We start from the raw sequence: 20,144 nt of genomic DNA on the forward strand, positions 1-20,144 counted from the left end.
AACTATGGCTGATGCGACAGAGTGAACAACCCGCTTAACCTTGACCTGCGCGCCCGCGCGGAACTGCTTGCCTACCTCGTCGCAGCGCATCTGCTTGCCCGGCAGATGACGGGCGAATGGCTGTCGGCCGCGCATGTCGTCGAGTCAACGCAGCTCTGGCTCAAAACGAACGGAGGAGGCGCCGACGTCATGCAGCGCGTGATGCTGTCCGCCCAGGCAGTGGATATCGCCCGACGTCTCGAGAAGACATTGCAACCGGCCGTGACGCCCAAATCCGTCCCCGCGCTCTTTTGCGAAAACCTGCGGCTCGATTTCCGCTCACCCTTAGCCCGGGAAATCTACCAGCACTGCCTCACACACCTGGTTGATTCGGGCTCTTTCTGAAGCAAGGTTTCAACTGTCTACAGACACCTCTTTTTACGTCCTTTGCTTCGATGGGCGGCAGCTACCATGCCGCCGGCAACTTCGTAGGCAATCTTCATGCGGCGGCCCGGCACAATCGCGTAGTCCGCGTCCTGTACAAGGCGCTCCAGCACCGCAGCGTAATCGGGTCGGCGCGCCTGAAGCCATTGCGCGATGACGGCGTCGCGAACCCATCCTCTGGCCCAACCCGCGGCAAGTGTCAGAAGTAGCAGGTTCCCGTCATGGCGAGACCGCAGGCATTCCGCATCCTGCTGTAGTGCGGTGAGTCTTTGCACAATGCGACCCAGTCGACGCACGCAATCAGGAGGTGAAACGTGGCCATGCGCAGCATCTACACGCATGCTCGCGGGCGTCGCTGTCAGCAGTGCGCGAGCGAAATCGCCGGTGAGGTTGTCCTGCCGGACCATAGTGGAGACGGCCTCAACCTGGCGCGCCGGGGACATTTTTTGGAGCGCCTGCGCTGTCCGCGCTGGCAACGTTTGTTCCGCCACCATCGCTGCGGCTTCGGGGCAGAAATTCCCGGGCACCCGATTGCCTGAGCTAACGGTGCGGCATATGAATCGCGGGCTTTGCGCTTTCCTCATCGCGGACGGCCGGTCAGGCGCTCGTGAAGGAGCCGGGGAAGCGTCGTGAAGCCCCGGGTGTTCATCAGCGCGACGAACCCCGGGTCACGCGTCAGCTCGCGCAGAATGTCGAGTACCAGCGTAATCTCCCGGTCGGTATCGCTCATGCGACTCACCATGTTGCGCTGTCGGCGCAGTTCCTCTGTCAGAACCGATTGCGGCTTCGACTCCGGCGTTGCCCGACCGCGCGCGCCTCGCACATGAGGCACCGTCTTGTCATGCCGACCACCAGGTGCAGCTTTCCCCGCGACACTTCGTGCACCGCCGTGTGCCGGCTTCATTGTCCGCTCCCGGTCGTCCCATCAACTGGCGTTATTTCGAAAGGAACGCTCTCGGCGATAACCAGCAGTGAGCGCAGGTCGGGCCGCTGGTACATGCCGAAATGTGTCTGTCCGTGGCGGCAGACAACGGTGAATGCTCCAGGCACCAGACTTCCTCGCGGGAAGATGTGGAAGTCGAGCAGCTCTGCGCCTGCCCGCTCAATGCGGCCATAGACCAGGAAGTCGACAGGGAAGCGGTCCGGCCAACGCGCGACCCAATAAGGCAGGTGGCCGCCAATGAGCCACGGACTGCGAACGGCAAGGTTCAGTCTCAGCCACTTATCGACGCAAAACGTGCTGGTATGTTTTTCGTAACGGACATCGTGGCCCTGCCTCCTCAACGCATCGAGAGTGACGTCCGCGACGTGGTGTTCCACGTTCTGCTCGGTGCGTCGGTTCAAAGACCGTTCGGACGCAAGCCTCGGTACGTAACCTACCTCGTCATACGCTTTGTAAAGGCTCCCAAACTCGCGCATGACCTGCTCAACCGACGGAGCGCTCCGGTAATACCTCAGGGTCGCCTGGTCGAGCTTGCCGGCTTTCGCTATAACTTTGCGCAAGCCATCGAGTATCTCTGCGCGCGTAGACTGCCTCCGGTTCGCCTCCATCTTCTTTTGCACGGCCGCGAAGACCCGCCTGTCGACTACGGGCTCAAACGCATTCTCGAGACGTATCCATTCCTGACGCGGAACCTGCTGCCATGCTCCATCGAGCTTTGAGGACGTCCTGCTGTAAACGTTAGTACCGACGTACGCTTCATTGCGAAGGATGCGCAGAATGTTCTGGGCGTCCCAAGGCCGCCCCGAGCGGTTGCGCAGGCCAAAATCATTGAGGCGCTTCGCAATGCCAACGCCTGTGACCGTTTGCGTTGCATACCATTCGTACATCTTCCTGACCAGCGACGCTTCGGTCGTGGATGCGGGCGCGATGACGACGCGGTCGCTCTGCACGCTCTTGTATTCGTAGCGTGCAAGGCCGCGTCTTGTCTCATGCTTCGAATCAATGAGAATACGTTGCAGACCATAACCGGGTGGCCCACCCGCATGAAATCCGCGCTGCGCGTTCAGACATTGCCCAAGGAAGACCTTACGGGACATCTCCCGGCTAAACTCTGCCGCCATCGCCCGTTTTAGTGCTTTCATGACAGACGTTGCGGGGCTCGCATCGTTCGAGAACGACTCCGCGACGTAAATTACGTTTACGCCTGCGCGCCTGCACGCGTACTCGTAGAAAGCCGCTTCATCCACGTCCTGGAAGCGGCCCCAACGGCTCACGTCGAAGACCAGAATGGTATTGAATCTCCGGCGTGGATTCTCAACGTCCAGCAGCAGTTGCACAAGCGCCGGACGTTGCCTGAATGTGAGCCCGCTCAGGCCCGCGTCTTCGTAATCGCAAACGACGCGGAAATTGTGAGCGCGCGCATATTCCGCGATAGCCTCCCGCTGGAACAGCGGTGAATACTCCTGGTGGTCAGTCGACATGCGGATGTACTGCGCCGCTCGATGAAGCGCATGTGGATTGGTTCCGCTTTTCGTCGCAGAGGCCATGATGTAGGTCCGACAGCAACACACGTCTGTAGTAGTGACTTCGAGCAGGAAGTCAAGCCAATTCCTTTCCAGCCTCCTGTTGAACCTCGTTAGTACCCGCCAACCCCTTGCCCAAGTGCGCACTGTCCGGTTGCACGGCTATTCCTTCAATTGCGGCCCTCTCGCGGGTTTTCGCGGAATTGCGAATACGAGTTACGCCGTTGCGGAAGCGCAAGCCTGTGAGGAATCAACCTCGGGAATGGCTTGCAAGCGGCACCGGCATAAGTCATTTTGTGACGGATTGAAGCTACCGATGCGCGATGAATTGAGCGCCTTCTCGAAAGAGCAGCTTTCCAGAGCCGCTAGCATGGAAGAATCGGTCTGCGGGGAGTGGCGCTCCCGCCTAAAGTGGCCTTCAGAAAAGTTAAAACCTCGTTCGCTAGATATGTCTTTACTCATTCGTATCTCGAAGAGTCTCTTAGACATTAAAGCCATGAATGGATGAGACTCTTTTTAGGGCGGGCAACCGCATCCTGTGGATGCTCGAAGGAAGCCTCATGCGCAAGGAAAGGGGAAACCACATTGGCCCGGCTCAACGCATTGCTGAAACGCAGAGCAGCTAATGGCTCTGGCTATGTGCGCTGGCTATGACTATGGCTACGGCTACGGCTACGGCTGGGCGAAGGCAACGCTGTCGCTCATCAGCAATGTCAGTTCGTCGATATTGAACGGCTTTGCCAAAACGATTACGCCGCCCAGTTTTGCGCGCTCCAGTTCGTCGGCGTAGCCGGTCATCAAGGCAATCTTCTGCGCCGGCCATCTGCTCCGGACGTGTTCTGCAAAGTCGATACCGCTCATTTTGCCGGGCAGATGCACGTCTGAAAGCACGAAGTCGAAAGCGGCGCCCTGGATGAGCACCTCAAGGGCTTCGTCGGCCGTCATCGCGTGCCGTACTGTGCATCCGAGCATCTCCAGAACGGCGCAAAGTCCGGCGGCCACTTCCGGGTTGTCTTCTACTACGAACACGTGCTGAGGCGTAGGCGCTGCGGCAGCAGCTTGTTTCGGCGACGCCGGTTGGACAACACCTTCTGTACCTATGTATGGAGGCAAAAACAGTTTCAGTGTTGTTCCTCTGCCAGGCTCGCTTTCTATCATCGCAGTTCCACCTGATTGCTCGCACGTTGCCAGTACCTGCGCGAGACCAAGACCGGTGCCGGCGCCGAGCGCTTTGGTGGTAAAAAGCGGCTCGAACGCGTGCTCTCTCACCGCCGGAGGCATCCCGTGCCCGTCATCCGAAAGCGCTATAAGCACGTATTCTCCTGCGGGCAGTCTGGTTTCGACTTCTCTCAGGTGAATATTTGAGCATCGGATAGAGAAACGTCCTCCATCCGGCATTGCATCCCTCGCATTCACCGCAATGTTGAGAATCGCAGACTCGAGCTCGGTGGCGTCCACCTTGACTAACCCGGTACCTGGCGCGACGTCCAAGGTCATCTGGATTTTCTCGGTGAGAGCCGTGCCTATGATGTCACTGGCACTCCCAAACCACGTAGCAAGGTCAACGACTTCATGCTTCAGCGGCTGCTTACGCGCGACGCTCATGAGCCTACGGGCAAGTTCTTCCGCTCCGATTGTCGCTCGCTTTACAGCAGTAACCTCCTTCTCAACGTTCGTATAGTTCTTTCGCGTCGCTAGTTCCATATTTGCGGCTACCACCATCAGCAGATTGTTGAAATCGTGGGCCACTCGCGCCACCAGATTTCCCAGCGCGCCCATGCGCCGTAGCTGCCGGCTCGAGGCTTCAGCGGACGCTCGCCGTACCCACTCCGCTTTCCAGTGATTCCATGCCGCTTCCTCGGTTCGCAGTTGACGATGCGAGAAAACAATCAGTGACCAGAGCGCGATGCACGGGACAAGTGTGAACATCGCGACGACCATGAAGTGTTTGCGCCATTGCTCGTGTATTGCCGCCGTGGAATAGCCGCTCGCGACGTACAGCGGGTACCTTCCGACGCGCCGGAACGATAGGATTCTCTCGACACCGTCAACCGTGGAGACCATATTGACCCGGCCAACTTTCACCGCCTGTCCAAGCGCAATCGTAAAGGGAGTATCTGGCGCGGGATTGCTCAAGGTCCCGACGTCCGGAAGTCTAGCCAGAATGGTCCCGTCCTGCCGATACAGTCCAACGAGTAACGCCGGGTTGGAATTGGTCAAGTCCGCGTAGAATTCGCTGAAATACTGCCGCTTTAGCGCGATGGATACAACGCCGAGCAAAACTCCGTCCTTCCCGACCCGTGCCATGTTTGTCGTGAAAATGTCGGACTGCATAACTTTGCCGGATAACGGCCGGGAGAAGTAGGGAGCGGGCGCTGACGCCAGTGCCCCTCGAAAGTCTTCGCGTCCGGCGATGGAAATTGGCGGCACCGGGAAAAAGCGGCTGCTCGCCAGCAAGTCGCCGTGGGTACCGAACACGGAGATGGCTGCAAGCTGCGGGTAGTCCGCCGCAATTGTGCTAAGCCTGCTATGTACAGGGCCCTCATGCCTGCGCACTTCGTCGTCATTGTCGGTATCGAGGAGTTCGACAATGCGCGTTTCGATTTCGTGGTTCATGTCGGCAATCTTCAGCGCGTGCTCCTGGGCCACCCTGGTCAGGCGGTCCACTATGTCGCTTGAGTCGGTAATACGCCGCTGATAGTCGAAGTAGCCATAGCCCGCGACGCAACCGAGAGGAACAAGGACCGACAAAAACAGGACGACGGCGAGCACGCGCCGCGTCACCTCGAAATTGCGCGCCGGTATCGGTACATCGGGCTCACTGCTTTGGTCGACCGCCAAGGTGAGAGACTCCCGCAAGTCGTTTATTGCTACGCGCGAACATAGTACTGCGCGAAGGCGTCGCCCAGGAGGTTCCAAGGTTAGTGAACCGTTTCACACATCGGATATTCGTTCATCGTCTGTCACTTTCCGCCGCGCTGTGCCACTGAGAGGCAGGTTGACAACCTGCTGCCAGGACAACCTTATCCTATGTTGTCCGCGACGCAAGTGGATAAGTCTTGACTCACCTGCATGGGAACGTCCGGCTGCCGTTGCACACTGAGCATTCTGGCTGGATTCTCGAACTAAATGCACTCTTGAGCGCAGCTTTGCCGCGACCTATCTTCAAGATGATTCTGATTGAGGAGGCGACCATGGAGCGCACTGCGGTGGACGTGCATTTTGACAGCGTGAACCTGTTTCTCGACATGTCCGAGGGTCCCGCGGTTCAATTCCCACTGGACTGGTTTCCCGTGCTGCAGGCAGCCTCAGCAGCCGAGCGTGAACACTTTGCCATCTCGCTAGACCATGCGCAAATATTCTGCGCCCGAAATAGATGAGGACGTGAACGTTCCAGCGTTGCTTTCATACCGACCCGAGAACATGGGTCGCTAGTGTTTTCGCATTTAGCTTTGCTGCCTGGACCTTTCGCGCATGCGCAGCCGGCGCGGACGACGCAAGCGTCGGCCTTTCTTGACCCGTCAGCCTTCGGGTCCGAGGTAGCCCTGTAGTCCAAGCGCCGTTTTGCTTTTCGCCAGTTCCACTGTCTTATTCACGAGCGAAGCGAACGCCTTGTCGCTGTCGGGTCGGGGCGGGTCGCTGAGCGCCGCGTAGGTCCGTCACGTGTTCTCAAAAAGGCACGATTGGCCCAGTACCACGCCGACAGATTCTCGTCGCCCGGCAAGTAACTGCGCGAGTTCGTGGAGGCCAGTATCTGGCTTCGTGCTCTCAGGCGCTCGGAGTAGTATGGTCATGTCCACCTAACCACCAGGAGGGGAGACCATGACTACCTGTCAGCAATGTGGTGGCCAAGGAAAAATCAAGTGCGAAAAATGTGGCGGGACGGGAAAGCTGCAGATAACCGAAATTGAGACTGTTTCAGACGTGTCTCGCACGTCCAACACCATCACGTGCCCAAAATGCGACGGAGAGCGCTGGCAGCTCTGCACACGATGTTACGGTTCCGGAGAAGTCCATGATAACGAGACCTCCGATATTTTCGACCCCGAAGGCAGAGATACTTGACTTCCTCAGGAGAACGTCAGGAAGCCTCAATTGGCAGTTGCACGTGGCCGACATCCAGAACTGAAGCCCGGCAGCTGTGTTTCGGCTCTCAGTTCCCTGTCCGCTTCAGCCGCTTCGCGGCGTCCGGCGGCGGCGCATCGCACGCGAAACTTTGGGCGGTCAGTGCGTCGGAATACACGGTCCAGCCGGCCGTATCGGTCGTGCGCACGCGGACTGACCTTTCGACCGTTGGCCGGTCGCCGCGGCGATAGAGACACGGGTGGCGCGTAGTTGAAATCGAGGAAGCAGACCGAACACGCGTAGGGACGAGGTGCTCTCTGTCCGTGCCATAGCGCCGGAGAATTTTTCCTGACGACGCACAACTGTGCTTAAGGGCGCTGTCATCGGGCGGGACTAAAACGCCACGACGCTTCAGTAGACGCAGACAAGCGATGCATTGAGCTCGACCCCGTCATGCCAATGCTCGCTTCATCGTTGCGCGCAGCGGCGAGATTGAGACGACCCGCTTGAGCTCCTACGGCAAACCTGGGCGAGCAGCGCGACTAGTTCACTACTGCCGAATGGTTTTGCAACGATTGGCACCCGGTACGCCGCGCTCTGTCCAATTCGTCGGTATATCCGGTCATGAGCGCTATCGTCTGGTGAGGTCTGTTCTGCTTTGCTCACTCCGTAAGGTCGATGCCGTTGGTCTTTTCGGGCATCTGTACGTCGGAAAGGACGAGCTCGTAACGCGCTCCAGACTGCAGGACCACTAGCGCATCGTCAGATGCTTGCGACATGCGTTGCCGTGGGTCCATGGATTCAAGAACAGCCTCCAATGCGGCAGCGACGCCGTGATTGTGCTCCATTGGCAAGACGCGTCTCGATGCGGTGCCCAGTGAAGGGCCCTCAGTCGGAGAACCGACCTGTGGCGGCAGTTTCTGCCCAATGGACCTTGGTAAGAAGAGCTGCACCGTCGTATCTTCTCCGAGTGACGTGGCCAACGCATCTTGACGCCAAATGCGCGTGACTAGCGGACGTAGGACGGAGAGCGGCTCCCAGAGCAGCCGCGCTGGTTCCGGTGGTGTCGATGATTGCGGTTCGGCCGGATGCATTCCTCTTTCCGATGTTCTGTACACGCGCCGACAGAGGCCCAACGTTGCACCCGTAAGCGGGCCACGAAAGCCGCCACTGTTGTCGCCACCTTTCGTCCACTAAACAACCTGCATCACCGCCTGCTCCATAACTGCAGTCGCAGGCATTGTGCGTGCTGACAAACGCTCAGGTGCGGTCAGTCATGTTTGCTAGCGCACGCGCGTAACTCGCCGTCATCTTTGTTAGTCTGCCGGGCTGGGGAGGTACCTACCATGCACGCCGAACCGGTTGAGTACGCGGGCGCTATCATAATGCCTGTGGCGTCGTTATCGGTACGTGGGTATGTCGCGACTGCTATTGTTACCAATGGGGTCGGCAAACAGCGCATCTATGGGCCGTTGAAATATTTCTGTAGTGAGAAAGCGGCGTGTGAATACGCGGTTTCTTACGCGAAGGCCCGGCTGGACCGCCGATGGGGACGGAGCGAAAGGTGAGATTGCAACCGGCGTTGTCTGCCCAGACGATGCCCGTTTGGCGAAGACAAACCCACCGACAAATCGGCCGACACCGGGCCGACGACGGAGAGCCCGTAGCCCGGCGGTCCTGCTGGGGCCTCTTGACGTCGCTCCCTATCCGAGGCTTCGAATCGCCATCATCGGGGGATATGCACTACAAGCGGTGTGAGTCGCAAAGTGTCAACGAGGCTCGACTTGAAACCAGGTCTCATAGCCAAACTAAAGGCTCAACTAACGGTAGCTGTCATTGCGGCCTCCATCGCCGAGACCAGCGCGATAGTGCTTTCACTTGTTGTCGACCTGAACGCAGGCGCCGTTCCCCGACTGCTCTCGTTCTGTATGGTGCGGCAACCGTGTTGCTCGGTTACCGATGGGTGCTTTCTGACGCACGTCGAGCATTCGACGCAGCGCTTCGACAACGCCATGTCGTTGTTGAAGGATGCCCGCCGCGCATAATCTCAATTCGTCCAACCTTTCGTGGGCGCTGGCTTGCATGCCTGCACATTCGCTTGCATCCCGAACTTGGCGACGACAAGGAGAGGTGACGCCGCATGTACCGCCTGTGCGTGGTTGCCGGATGAATAGCCGGCTTGGTCAGCTTGGGGCCGGCGGTTTGAAGACGATTCACCGGCGCCACGATACGGTCGGCCCTCCTCCGAGTTCCTCCTTTCGCAACCACACATTCCATGCTGGAAGAAGCGGCGTTGCCGCCCTCGCTTGCGAGTGCGGCGTGTGGCGGTGCACTAGCGAGATGCACGTCGCTCGAGGTGGCAACGGAGCCTGCCGGCTTCCAGTAGCGGCTCTCCGCCACGCGCACGACTAGGCACGTCCCATGCGCCTGTAAAGTAGCCAAGCGAGGAAGTCCATGAGCAGAATACTGTTGGTCGGCAAAGAGCCCAATCTGATTGAGGACCTGCGCGTTTGTCTGGAGTTGAGGGGGCATCACACCATGACGGCGCTGGATGGCTTGGAGGCCTTGGAGATGGTATCGGGAAGACTCCCGGACGTGGTTGTCACGGACTCGAAGATGCTCGACAAACTCGCCTTAAGCAAGCTGCTACGACACGCGGACCCGGGCAAAGGGCTTCCTGTCATCCTGTTATCCGACGGCCCGCAGCCAACAGACCGGCACGCGCCCCGTTTCGATGCGTATGTTCAGAAGCCGGTGGTCGTGGAGCAGTTATTAACGCTGGTTTCACAACTGACTTGATAGTCGCAGAATCGGCGCCAGTACCGCGCTAACGGCCGAGGCGGCTCAAAGCAAAACGCGCACCCTGCGAGGCACGCGAGGGCTGGACATTGGCGCGCACTCGAGAGCTGCGCGTTCAAAGTTCGGAAGCTGGCGGAATCTTCTGCGCACGACACAGTGACTAACGGGCCGCGTGGAACCGCTAACGCCGTTCGAACGGGTCGTTCATACTAAACGACATATCCGCATCGCCGGCAGGGCAACGGGACACTGGATGGGCGCGACACACCCATCGCATGCCCTTGTTGCCAGCCCGAATGGGCCCGCCGCAAATCTTGCGGGCCTCCTTTTTGGTTGTACACCTGAATTTACCGTTCACGGTGCCTTTTCGCCCAGCGGCTCGTCGCCGGGAGACGGCTCCGGAGGTGTCTCCTCGTCGGGAACGTCTTCGTCCGGTTCGGTTCCCGGCACGTCGCTGTCCGTCTGCGTTCCAGCGTTCTCGTCTGCTCCGATTTTGGTCGCTCCACCTGTCGACGGCGGGTCGCTCGCGGGAAACGTATCTTCGACTGCTGCATCGACGTCCTTCTCGGATTTGTCGTCGGGCGCGCGCTGCTCGGTAGGTTGTGTAGCCATTTTGACGCTCCTGTTGATGTGTGTTCCAACATATGCGCAACGGCTGTTCCCAAAACGGCGCCAGCTCGCGCGACAACATGAGAGCGATGGGAAGCCTGCGTTACGGGGCGCCGAGTGGCGCGGCTTCCGACAACGACACCTTGGAAGCAAAGGCTCGGGCACTCGAAGGCTTGTATGCCGGAGACTTCTCAAACGCGCTTCTTGCCGCGTAATGGTTTCGGGCTGAAACCTTTGGATACCAATGTGCCATGATGGGCTTCGACAGATGCCCAACGGCGGTCACGGAATAAAGGAGGTCTGATGCGTTCGAGGCAGTGTCTGGACCTGCTGGTGTACATGGCAGCCTTCGTTTCGACACTAGTATGGGCGCGAGACATTGAATGCGCGGCAACCCGCCCGTCAGTCGGGCGCGTCGTCTGTGACCACGCCATTCGCAGCGACGAGCGCCACGATATCGTCGCTGAGCCGCAGGCGCTGCTCCGCGGCGGGAAGCTAGCCGCGCGACTCACCCAATGGAGACAACGCAGGAGCGCCTGCGCCGACATCCTTTGCATTAACACGGCGTTCGGACGAGGGAAAATCCAAACCAAAGCCGTTGAATCGAACACTGCGGCTGCGCCCGCTGCGGACATGGCCTCCGTATCACAACCGGCTCCTGTTGCAGCTGCATCTGGTGCAGACGCTGTTATGTCAGACGGCGACAGTCTTCCTGCATCTGCAGCATCGCCGCCGTCTGGAGCCTCCCAGGCGCTTCAAGGCAGCGAGGCCGGCGCCACGCTGCCGCAAGCTGCCGCGAGTAATGCCCCGTCGCCAGGGGTCACCTCTTCCGGAAACCGCATGAACGCGTCTAGCCGCGGAATCCGGCTGACCGGAGTGCTAACAGTGCTGATTGTTATCGCAATCATACTCAGCGTATTCATCATCCGTCGGAACAAGGCGCTGGGGATAACGACCAATTACCGACGGGCAGGCGGTAAGAAGAGGCGTTGACCGACGCTAGCCGGATATGTGACGCGCGCGTTCATTGCGCCGGCCTGCATGAAGCCCGACCCGTTCCCCTTGGCACCGTATGAAGGGGAGCGCGAGGAGTAGCAGAACGCAGTCGCCGCCATCCGCATAGACGTCGTCTCTTCTTGCACGCTGGAACAGCACTCTTCTCGCTTTAAACAACACCGTCGGCGTTTCATGAATGCATCAGGCCAACAAGAGCTTGGCGTCCTTTCAGGTAAGCCGACCGAAGATGGAGGAGCGCTAATCGACGATTTCGCTTTTCATAAGTGCAACGTTTCCCGACTGCGAGCGAGCGCTCAACAATGAGAAGGGTTCCATTCGCGATATGGCGGTGTCTGACGAAGCGATGGCGAACGTCGCATGATTTTTTGACGCGTCTCGTATCGGGGATGAAATGTTTCGAGCCATATTCCATTCGTCCCGAAGAGCCGTCCCAGCCGGCATCGGTCGGGTCTCCATTTGAGACTGCATTGCAATGCGTCTGTGGACGCGCCCACGCGGCCCGCTTTACGGGCCGGAGAATTTGTTGCAAAAGACGTGACACGGACAGGAAGTTGGCACCGACTGTGCATACGCTGAGCGCACTTTCGTCTTGTCCCTTTGGTCAGTTGTGCCGTTGCGCTTTTCAACATACGAAAATGGCCAAAAGCGAGGGCACTAGAACTGGCGGTAAACAAGCGCGGGGTCCTCCAGCTTGCCGTCAGTTTGCGCATGGCTACCGGAGATGCGATTGGCAAAGGGGCTGAATGCAGCAGCTTCAGCAGACCTTCTCGCAATGCGAACAAATCAGGCAAGGGTGGAAGATGGATGACGACGGGGCTCCAACGCTAACCGCAGTGCCGATTGACACACGTAACCAGATGCGCGTGGTTACCATCGCTGCCATCGCATCTTTCTGTCTCGTAGTTGTTAGTGGTCAGTTGAAGACAATGGCGGGTGAAATCGTTGCGGTGTGGATAGCCGCCGGCTACCTGCTCGGGCACCTGCTGACAGTTCCTCGACACCGCAAAGCATCCGTCCTTATTGGTGGGTTCGTGGGCAATCTTGCGGCAAATCTGCTGGGAGGAGAAAGTCTCTACGTGTCCCTATCGTTTACCGCTTGCGGGTTAATTGAGGTATGTGCGGCGGCCTTGCTCTTGCCCCAGGTTCATTCGGCCAATGAACTGATAGTCCCTAGAATCCTTTTCCGCTTCGTCATCATCGCAGGGATTTTTGCACCACTTATTTCAGGGCTTGCTGCTGTACTTCTGCTTGAGGGGGTCTTTACAACACACCCCTTCTCTTCTTTCTCCAACTGGGTCATATCTGATTCGCTAGGTATTCTGATATTCACGCCGGTAACCATCAACATGATATCGGGAGAGTGGCGCAGTTTTCTGCAGCCCGGTAGCCGGGCGAAGTCTGTAGCTCTATTATTGTTGGTTGGCTGCGTTACCGCACTGATATTTGGACAGAACACTCACTCTCTGCTTTACTGGGTTCTGCCTCCTCTCGCCCTGTTAGCATTTCACGCAGAGCTTTCCACGGTCCTCCTGGGGATACTTATCTGCATCAGCATTGCGGTGCCGTTCACGGTGCGAGGCACGGGTCCGCTGTGGTTGATTGGATTTCATACGATGGAGGAGCGGATACTGGCCCTTCAGGTCTTCACGCTAGCCGCATTGTCAATCGTGCTACCCATTACGGCATTGGAGGTTCAGCGACATCGCCTTCTTGTCCTGCTCACGGACGGACAACGCCAATTTCGCACCTTGGCTGAACACACTGAAGAAGTCATCCTGCAGCTCGACCCCGACGGCGTCTTTCAATACGTATCACCCCGGGTGACGTCGGTTCTCGGCTTCTCTGCATCGCATCTCGTCGGAGCACACATATCCGGGCTATTGCACCGAGACGATGTAGCACGTGTTCAACTCGCAATGAGGCAAGCGGCCTCGGTGCAATCGAACGAGTCAGTTCAGTATCGTATTCGCCGCAAAGACGGCTCTCTTATCTGGGTGCGAAGCTTCATGGCTGCCATGCCAGTGGGACCGGGAGACAACAAGCCATCCCTGTTGTTCACGCTCAGAGACATTGACGAGCATATTCTTGCGCAGCAGCAACGCGATGCCGAGCAACGGAGACTCGAAGATTTGGCCTACATCGACAGTCTGACAGGACTCTGGAACAGGCGGTACTTCGACGTCGAATTCGCGCGGAGGCTCATGGCTACACCGGAGAATGGCGATGACCTGATGATGGCGGTCCTGTTTATCGACGTGGACTATTTCAAGCAGTTCAACGACCGTTATGGCCATCAGCGAGGCGATGAATGTTTGCGGACGGTGGCAAAGCACATACAAACCGGGATTAGAAAGGTTGACCTCCCGGCTCGTTACGGCGGCGAAGAGTTCGTCGTCCTCCTCAAGGAGTGCTCGCTTGCCGTAGCGACCCGGACGGCGGAACGAATTCGCGGCGGAATCGAGGCGCTTTCTATTAGTCACGATTCCAGCCCGTTTAGCAAAGTCACGGTCAGCATCGGCATTGTGCACACGACCGACCTTGAAACGAGTGATGCAGCTGACCTGCTCCGCGCAGCCGACGCGGCACTGTATGAAGCCAAGCGCCTTGGCAGGAACCGGGTGTTCCATTGGCAAGGTCATCTCGCCGCGTGAAGCCCCGGAACGTTTTTCTGCAAGCGGCGCTCATTAGTCTGCCTCTGTAGTTACCCCTACCCGCAAGACCCGAGCGTGGGCACGTTTGAGGCCCGCAAGTTGAGCGTCCTCCTCGCTTTGGACATGGCCCGGGACACCCGATGCTTCCATTGACTTACCGGAACTGCATGCGTGTCTGGTCGCAGCGCATCTGCTTGCCCGGCAGATGACGGCGAATGGCTCTCGGTCTCGAATGTCGTCGAGTCAACGCTGCTCTGGCTCAAAACAAACGGAGGCGGCGCCGACGTGATGCAGCAGGTGATGCTGTCCGCCCAGTGGATATCGCCCGACGTCTCGAGAAGACATTGCAACCGGCCGTGACGCCGAAAAGCCATGCAGCCGGCCAACTGAAGGGCGGTCGCCAGCAGCGCTCGAACGTCTTTGGCGGCGTAGGTGGTGGGAATTGGCCCTGCGATTCGTGGCACTGAGCGCGCTCAGTTGCCGTCAGTCGCTGTCCTGACAACGATGCCTTCGTGTTCCACCATCGTTGGCCTAAGGCCAGCACCGGGAATCGATGGCTTGCCAGCGCGCCGCGATATGGTGCTCCGAGGGGTATGCCGCCCGCGCGTATGTCAGGCGTGCAGCGACGAACCTATCGACGGTGTCCAGTAACACCTCGATTGACGCAGGCTTTCGCAGAAAAGCGGTCCAGCAGCGAATCTCATCGACGGGCTCGGGCATGGCCGACAGCAGGATTACCGGTATTTCGGCAAACGAAGGCATGCATTTCAGACGTCGGCATAGCTCCCTGCCGTCCATCTCCGGCATGTGCAAATCCGTGACTACCAGTTCTGGAAAATGTGCAACGGCTTTCGTCAGTGCGTCGCGTCCGTTCTCCGCCAGCACGACGTGATATCCACGACTTTCCAACGCCAGTTGCAGCGCCCATCGGTTCTGAAAGTCATCGTCGACGAGCAGTACAGCGGACATCATGCGAAATGGTCGAAAAAGCAGTATCCATATTTCGCAAGCCGCGTACCTACGCGCGTTCGCGGCTCGCTCGCTGTTTTAAGCCGGTCCTAAGGTGCTGGCGCGCCAATGACACTCGCCGCACGGGCTCGCTGATTCGTCTGCAGAATACCGACCCAATGGCGGCGCCATGTCCCGCGCTGCTGGCATATGCGTTGCACATAAAGCTCCGCACGATTACACATGGAGGACATCATGGGCACATTAGACCCGCAAGGCACCAGCTCGGGAACGGGCGGCGCGGACATTGTAGGCAGCGGGACCGGAGACGGCCCCGGGCCGGAGGTGATGGCCGCCGCGACGCTCGACGATACGCAGGTGATTTCGTCGGACGGCGAGGACGTGGGCAAAATTTCCGACATCATGCTTGACGTACGCAGCGGCAGGATTGCGTACGCAGTACTGTCCGAAGGCGGCTTCCTCGGCATGGGCACGAACCTGCATGCAATACCGTGGAACGCGCTCACGCTCGATACCGACGCGAAGTGTTTTCGCGTCAGCATTGATGCTCAACGCATCAAGGACGACCCGGGCTTTGACAAGGACCACTGGCCGTCAATGGCGGATACCACTTGGGGCACCACGGTTCATCAGTATTACAACCGCGAACCGTACTGGTCGTCGACCCGCGGCGTAGAAGACTTGCCGCCGAGCGACATCTGAACACGGTTCTCATGGACGCCGGCTCTGCGTGCGCGGAAGCCGGCGTCCGAGTTATCGAGGATGCAATCATGAAGACGATGAAAGCAGCAGTACTTTGCTCAGCTCTGGCGCTGGCGTCTGTCAGTGCCGCGTTCGCTCAGGGCGCCGGCGGTGGTGGCAGTGGTGGTGGCGGTGGTACGAGCGTGGGTGCTGGCGGGGCTGGCGTTGGTGGCGCGAACGGTGCTGGCCAGGGCGGCGCAGGTATGAATGCGCCGAATTCGGGAGGTACTGCCGGTGCCACGTCGATGTCAAAAGGTTCGCATGCGACGATGCCACCCACCCGAAAGCCGCAAAAGGACTCGCAGGCCAAAGGCGCATCCGATACCGCAGCCTCCAGTGCACAGTGAGTGGCTTCAGATTGCTTCTGCGGAAAGCGTCGCCGACCCGCGTTGTTCGCTGTAACGGCGCATTGCGCAGGCAGCCGTCCCCTTGGAATGGTGGGCCGCCCGAAAAGCTATGTCTGGGCGAGCCTGCGACGTAGTTTTTGCAGAGCGTCGGCCGTTTATCGTGCGGCAAGCATGCACGAGGGCTTTGAGGGCGGCCATCCAAGGCACGAAGAACACGACAGTCTAAGGCCGCACCGGCCTCGTCGACGGGAAAGGGGCGTCTTGGCGGTGCTCAGCCCGGGTCCGCTACGGCCGTGTCAGCATGCGGCTTTGCTGGCATCACCACACCGTGCGCACGAATTACAGCAATCAGCTTTGAAGGCGTTATCTCATAGCGAATTTCCCGGTGTATGCCGGGCTTGCATTCATCGACTTCCACCAGGACGACGGCTCGTCCATCGGTCTCCGATTCCAGTCGCAGCCAGCGACTGGGATTGCCCGCGGCGTCGTATTCGGTAAGCGATGAGCGTCATTCGCAATATAGCTGGGAAAGAAATCATCTATGAACGGCCAGCGCGAAGCTTCCGCACGGACTCGGAGGAGCAGGAAATCCAGGATGCGTTTGCTGGTTGAGCACAGCATCCAGCGACCCGACGAGCCTTTCGTCGCAAGCTCGGTCCTGTTCGATGCGCGGTTGCTCAAAGCGGGGGCAGCGGCTCAACGTTGGGGAACCGTTAAGTCGGGCAACCTAGTTGTGTCGCAAGGTCGTTTAGGTCTGCCGCCTCATAATCCCATGACTGTTCAGCGCGTAAGTCGCTCTGTTGGCCGGGGCCATGTTCGACTGGCCTAAGGACAAACGCGGTCTTCAGGCCGCATTGACGCGCTGCCGCCAAATCGCCGTTATGCGCCGCGACCATGCAAACCTCGGCGGGGCTAAATCCGAGAATATCGGTTGTGTCAGCATAGACTTGCGGCGATGGTTTGTACGCTCTGACTACTTCCGCGCCGAGAATGGCGTCCCAAGGAAGCGCGGCACGCTTCGCCATGTCCACCATCAGTCTAATATTTCCATTTGAAAGCGGCGCGATAATGAATTGACGCTTGAGCCTCAATAGCCCTTCCACAGAATCGGGCCAAGGGTCTAGCCGATGCCAGGCAAGGTTCAGCTCGTCAAGTTCGTCGGCGGTGACCGAGTCGATGTCAATGCCGAAGCTGCGCAAGACCTTGACCAGATTCTCTTTGTGAAGAACGTCAAGGCGGACAAACGACCGTCGTCCACTTCTAATTTCTTCCATAGCGGGCGAATATTCGCGTCGCCATGCATCTGCGAACTCGGTGGCGTCGACGGCCATGTTGCGACGGCCGAGAAACGGGCCCACGTGTCGCGCAACACCGCCTCGCCAATCAACGACGGTGCCAAAGACATCGAATAGAAGAGCTTTGATTGCAGAATCCTTGGTCATTTCCTGAACGTCTCCCTCGGCGCACTGGAACAAGTCTACTCGCCCAGCGCTGTAAGAACCAAGGCACCGTCTACTAAAGGCGATAGGACAGGTGCCCGCGAAAGTTTTTGAGTGGAAAGCAGAAGTTGTGCGTCTCGGCATTTACCGCCACGACCTGCGCGTTCGGGCCGATATGACCGCTACCCAGTTTCGAGACCGCGCCAGCTCCCACGAAACATTGAGACCAGACCCGCTGGCCGGCGACATACCACGAATGCATAAAGGGCTCCCGGGAAGACCTCCATCACCGCCATGAGTATCGGCAAGCCAACGTCTTGCTTTGGAGTGCGCATACTTCCATGCAGCGTCCTGCCAACCCGAATGCATAGACTTGCGCGAACTTCGCGGCTACGGATTCGGAGCGGGCAAGAATGGCCCCCGCCTATAATCACTATCAAAAGTTGGGAAGCGCCGTCGCGGGGAACTGCTGGAACGTAAGAGAAGGTCGGATGCGATGCGACGGTTGCAGATGTTGTAGTGGGCTGGAGCAGCAGTTCGCTCCGCCGTTAGATGCTTTGAGGCTCAACAATGAGGCGGCGTCGTGACTACAGACTCCAATAAAAGTAGCATTGCTGCGCTGACGCTGGCTGCCATTGGAATTGTGTACGGCGACATTGGAACCAGTCCGCTTTACACAATGAAGGAGGTATTCGCGAAACATCACGGTCTTTCGCCTGTCCCCGTCAATGTGCTGGGGGTGGTCTCGCTGATTTTGTGGGGCCTAATAATCGTGATTTCCCTCAAGTACGTAACTCTTGTTTTGCGGGCGGACAACCGAGGGGAAGGCGGCATTATGGCGATGACCGCGTTAGCGCTATCGTCGGTCACTCAGAAATCCCGTTGGTACTATCCGGTGATGCTACTTGGCATGGTCGGCGCAGGGCTGTTTTTCGGCGACGGTGTGATTACGCCAGCCATTTCAGTCTTGTCGGCCATTGAAGGGTTGGAAGTGGCCGCACCTGCTCTTAAGCCGTATGTTATCCCTGTGACATTGGCCGTTCTGGTTGCACTGTACTTGTTGCAGCGCAGGGGCACAGCTGGTATCGGAAAATGGTTCGGCCCGATTGTGCTGGTCTGGTTCATTACGCTTGCTGCGATGGGCCTTGCTAATATCGCTAAGAACCCGGTCATTCTGATTGCCTTCAATCCGCTCCACGCCCTCGGCTTTCTCATCCACAACGGGTGGTTGGCCTTCGTCGCCCTCGGTGCAGTTGTCCTGGCGCTCACCGGTGCCGAAGCGCTGTATGCTGACATGGGCCATTTTGGCAAGAAGACCGTTCGCTTAGCCTGGTTTTCTATCGTCGCTCCCGCGCTGGCACTCAACTACCTCGGGCAAGGCGCCTTGCTGTTATCGAATCCGGCAGCGGTTTCGAATCCTTTCTTTCTGCAACTTGGCCCTTGGAGCGTCTATCCGCTTGTTGTGCTCTCGACGATGGCGACCGTTATCGCATCGCAGGCGACAATCTCTGGTGCATTTTCAGTGACTCAGCAAGCTATTGCGCTGGGCTTCCTGCCCCGTATGCGCATCCGCCAGACCTCTGAAAGTCAAAAGGGGCAAATCTACATCCCACTCGTCAACTGGCTCCAGCTAACGGCTGTCATATTGGCCGTCGTGGGATTCGGCTCGTCTTCCAATTTAGCTTCCGCCTATGGCATTGCTGCGACCGCTACGATGTTGACGACGACGCTGCTGACGTTCTTCGTTGTTCGTTTCGGCTGGAAATTTCCGCTGTTGCTTTCGGTCGCAGCGACCGGATTCTTTTTGACGATTGACGTCGCTTTGTTCTCTTCCACGAGTTTGAAAATCATTAGCGGCGGCTGGTTTACGCTAACAATCAGTGCGCTGATGGTCATGCTCATGCTGACGTGGCGTAGAGGGCGCGAACTGGTATTCCAAAGCCTGCAACGCCAACTCATCCCTCTCGACGAGTTCCTCCAGTCGCTCTTCATCAATCCACCACTGCGCGTGCCTGGTACGGCCATCTTCTTCCGTGCGGAAGGTGACGGCGTACCCCATGCGCTATTGCATAACCTACTGCATAACCAGGTGCTACATGAACGAACGATATTTTTGACTGTGTACGCCACCGACATCCCCAGAGTTCCGGATAGGGAACGCATCAAGGTGGTCCCGCTTGGACACCACTGCTATCAAGTCAACGTCTACTATGGGTTCTCGGATGAGCGCGACATACCACGCGCTTTGCAAGAAGGTCGGCATGCTGGACTCTCGATTGACCCGATGCAAACCTCCTTCTTTATCGCCCGCCAGACAGTCCTCGCCACGCCGAAATCCGGCATGGCGCTATGGCGGGAGGCCTTGTATTCCGCGATGTCTCGCAACGCTCGCGACGCGGCTGATTACTTCAAGATTCCGCCCAATCGGGTCATCGAACTGGGAGCGCAGGTAGAGATTTGAAGGGTAATGCTCGACTCGAGCGAAGAGTTTCGGCTCCGTCCTTGGCAACCTCACGTTGGGAAAAATGGCGATAGTTGGCTGTACCACGCTTGGAACGAGGCCAACCGCTCCACGAGCATTGAGCGCCGGCCTCCGTTAGGAACGAACGCCTGCGATA

Annotated in this window: 16 protein-coding genes; 8 read left to right on the forward strand and 8 right to left on the reverse strand. The window is 58.3% G+C overall.

Annotation, left to right across the window (positions count from 1 at the left end; all coding sequences use genetic code 11):
• Nucleotides 1–21: 21 nt before the first annotated feature.
• A complete protein-coding gene (locus tag BGRAMDRAFT_RS01475; protein ID WP_006046851.1) occupies nt 22–384 on the forward strand; it encodes a hypothetical protein in 363 nt (120 codons plus the stop codon).
• 17 nt (nt 385–401) lie between these two features.
• Here the strand turns inward: BGRAMDRAFT_RS01475 and BGRAMDRAFT_RS01480 are convergent, their stop codons facing one another.
• The 4 genes from BGRAMDRAFT_RS01480 to BGRAMDRAFT_RS01490 all read right to left on the reverse strand — a co-directional run bounded on the left by BGRAMDRAFT_RS01480 (nt 402) and on the right by BGRAMDRAFT_RS01490 (nt 5,730).
• The gene (locus tag BGRAMDRAFT_RS01480; protein WP_006046852.1) at nt 402–1,007 is read right to left on the reverse strand and encodes a plasmid partitioning protein RepB C-terminal domain-containing protein; all 606 of its coding nucleotides are present in this window, start codon (nt 1,005–1,007) and stop codon (nt 402–404) included.
• Nucleotides 1,004–1,153: a hypothetical protein gene (locus BGRAMDRAFT_RS34360; RefSeq protein WP_157140568.1), complete on the reverse strand. Its 150-nt coding sequence runs from the start codon at nt 1,151–1,153 to the stop codon at nt 1,004–1,006. The genes BGRAMDRAFT_RS01480 and BGRAMDRAFT_RS34360 overlap by 4 nt, the downstream gene beginning before the upstream one ends.
• A gap of 170 nt (nt 1,154–1,323) precedes the next feature.
• Nucleotides 1,324–2,913 carry a recombinase family protein gene (locus BGRAMDRAFT_RS01485; RefSeq protein WP_006046854.1) on the reverse strand — a complete coding sequence of 530 codons (1,590 nt, stop codon included), beginning with the start codon at nt 2,911–2,913 and terminating at the stop codon, nt 1,324–1,326.
• Between the two features lie 648 nt (nt 2,914–3,561).
• On the reverse strand, nt 3,562–5,730 hold the full coding sequence (locus tag BGRAMDRAFT_RS01490; RefSeq protein WP_006046856.1) for a hybrid sensor histidine kinase/response regulator: 2,169 nt from the start codon (nt 5,728–5,730) through the stop codon (nt 3,562–3,564).
• A gap of 218 nt (nt 5,731–5,948) precedes the next feature.
• Between BGRAMDRAFT_RS01490 and BGRAMDRAFT_RS35195 the strand changes: the two genes are divergently transcribed.
• The 3 genes from BGRAMDRAFT_RS35195 to BGRAMDRAFT_RS01510 all read left to right on the forward strand — a co-directional run bounded on the left by BGRAMDRAFT_RS35195 (nt 5,949) and on the right by BGRAMDRAFT_RS01510 (nt 9,753).
• Nucleotides 5,949–6,269, forward strand: coding sequence for a DUF2442 domain-containing protein (locus BGRAMDRAFT_RS35195; RefSeq protein ID WP_232292204.1), 321 nt, complete (start codon nt 5,949–5,951; stop codon nt 6,267–6,269).
• A gap of 2,469 nt (nt 6,270–8,738) precedes the next feature.
• Entirely contained in the window at nt 8,739–8,999 is a 261-nt protein-coding gene (locus BGRAMDRAFT_RS01505) for a hypothetical protein (RefSeq protein WP_044020067.1), read from the forward strand.
• 409 nt (nt 9,000–9,408) lie between these two features.
• A complete protein-coding gene (locus tag BGRAMDRAFT_RS01510) occupies nt 9,409–9,753 on the forward strand; it encodes a response regulator (RefSeq protein ID WP_006046862.1) in 345 nt (114 codons plus the stop codon).
• A 354-nt stretch (nt 9,754–10,107) separates the two neighbouring features.
• On the opposite strand, the gene BGRAMDRAFT_RS01515 is transcribed toward BGRAMDRAFT_RS01510, so the two are convergent.
• Nucleotides 10,108–10,365: a hypothetical protein gene (locus tag BGRAMDRAFT_RS01515; RefSeq protein ID WP_006046863.1), complete on the reverse strand. Its 258-nt coding sequence runs from the start codon at nt 10,363–10,365 to the stop codon at nt 10,108–10,110.
• 1,757 nt (nt 10,366–12,122) lie between these two features.
• Between BGRAMDRAFT_RS01515 and BGRAMDRAFT_RS01525 the strand changes: the two genes are divergently transcribed.
• On the forward strand, nt 12,123–14,030 hold the full coding sequence (locus BGRAMDRAFT_RS01525) for a sensor domain-containing diguanylate cyclase (RefSeq protein ID WP_006046865.1): 1,908 nt from the start codon (nt 12,123–12,125) through the stop codon (nt 14,028–14,030).
• 531 nt (nt 14,031–14,561) lie between these two features.
• Here the strand turns inward: BGRAMDRAFT_RS01525 and BGRAMDRAFT_RS01530 are convergent.
• Entirely contained in the window at nt 14,562–15,002 is a 441-nt protein-coding gene (locus BGRAMDRAFT_RS01530) for a response regulator (RefSeq protein ID WP_006046866.1), read from the reverse strand.
• 231 nt (nt 15,003–15,233) lie between these two features.
• Between BGRAMDRAFT_RS01530 and BGRAMDRAFT_RS01535 the strand changes: the two genes are divergently transcribed.
• Complete coding sequence (locus tag BGRAMDRAFT_RS01535) at nt 15,234–15,701, forward strand: PRC-barrel domain-containing protein (RefSeq protein WP_006046867.1); 468 nt, start codon at nt 15,234–15,236, stop codon at nt 15,699–15,701.
• Nucleotides 15,702–15,769: 68 nt separating this feature from the next.
• Nucleotides 15,770–16,087: a hypothetical protein gene (locus BGRAMDRAFT_RS34845; protein ID WP_006046868.1), complete on the forward strand. Its 318-nt coding sequence runs from the start codon at nt 15,770–15,772 to the stop codon at nt 16,085–16,087.
• Between the two features lie 271 nt (nt 16,088–16,358).
• Here the strand turns inward: BGRAMDRAFT_RS34845 and BGRAMDRAFT_RS35200 are convergent, their stop codons facing one another.
• Entirely contained in the window at nt 16,359–16,547 is a 189-nt protein-coding gene (locus tag BGRAMDRAFT_RS35200) for a hypothetical protein (RefSeq protein ID WP_083803790.1), read from the reverse strand.
• A 253-nt stretch (nt 16,548–16,800) separates the two neighbouring features.
• A complete protein-coding gene (locus tag BGRAMDRAFT_RS01540; RefSeq protein ID WP_006046869.1) occupies nt 16,801–17,529 on the reverse strand; it encodes a haloacid dehalogenase type II in 729 nt (242 codons plus the stop codon).
• A 580-nt stretch (nt 17,530–18,109) separates the two neighbouring features.
• Between BGRAMDRAFT_RS01540 and BGRAMDRAFT_RS01545 the strand changes: the two genes are divergently transcribed.
• Nucleotides 18,110–19,987 carry a potassium transporter Kup gene (locus BGRAMDRAFT_RS01545; RefSeq protein ID WP_006046871.1) on the forward strand — a complete coding sequence of 626 codons (1,878 nt, stop codon included), beginning with the start codon at nt 18,110–18,112 and terminating at the stop codon, nt 19,985–19,987.
• The last annotated feature ends 157 nt before the right edge of the window (nt 19,988–20,144 follow it).

The organism is Paraburkholderia graminis C4D1M, assembly GCF_000172415.1.
In the GTDB taxonomy this organism is placed as follows: domain Bacteria; phylum Pseudomonadota; class Gammaproteobacteria; order Burkholderiales; family Burkholderiaceae; genus Paraburkholderia; species Paraburkholderia graminis.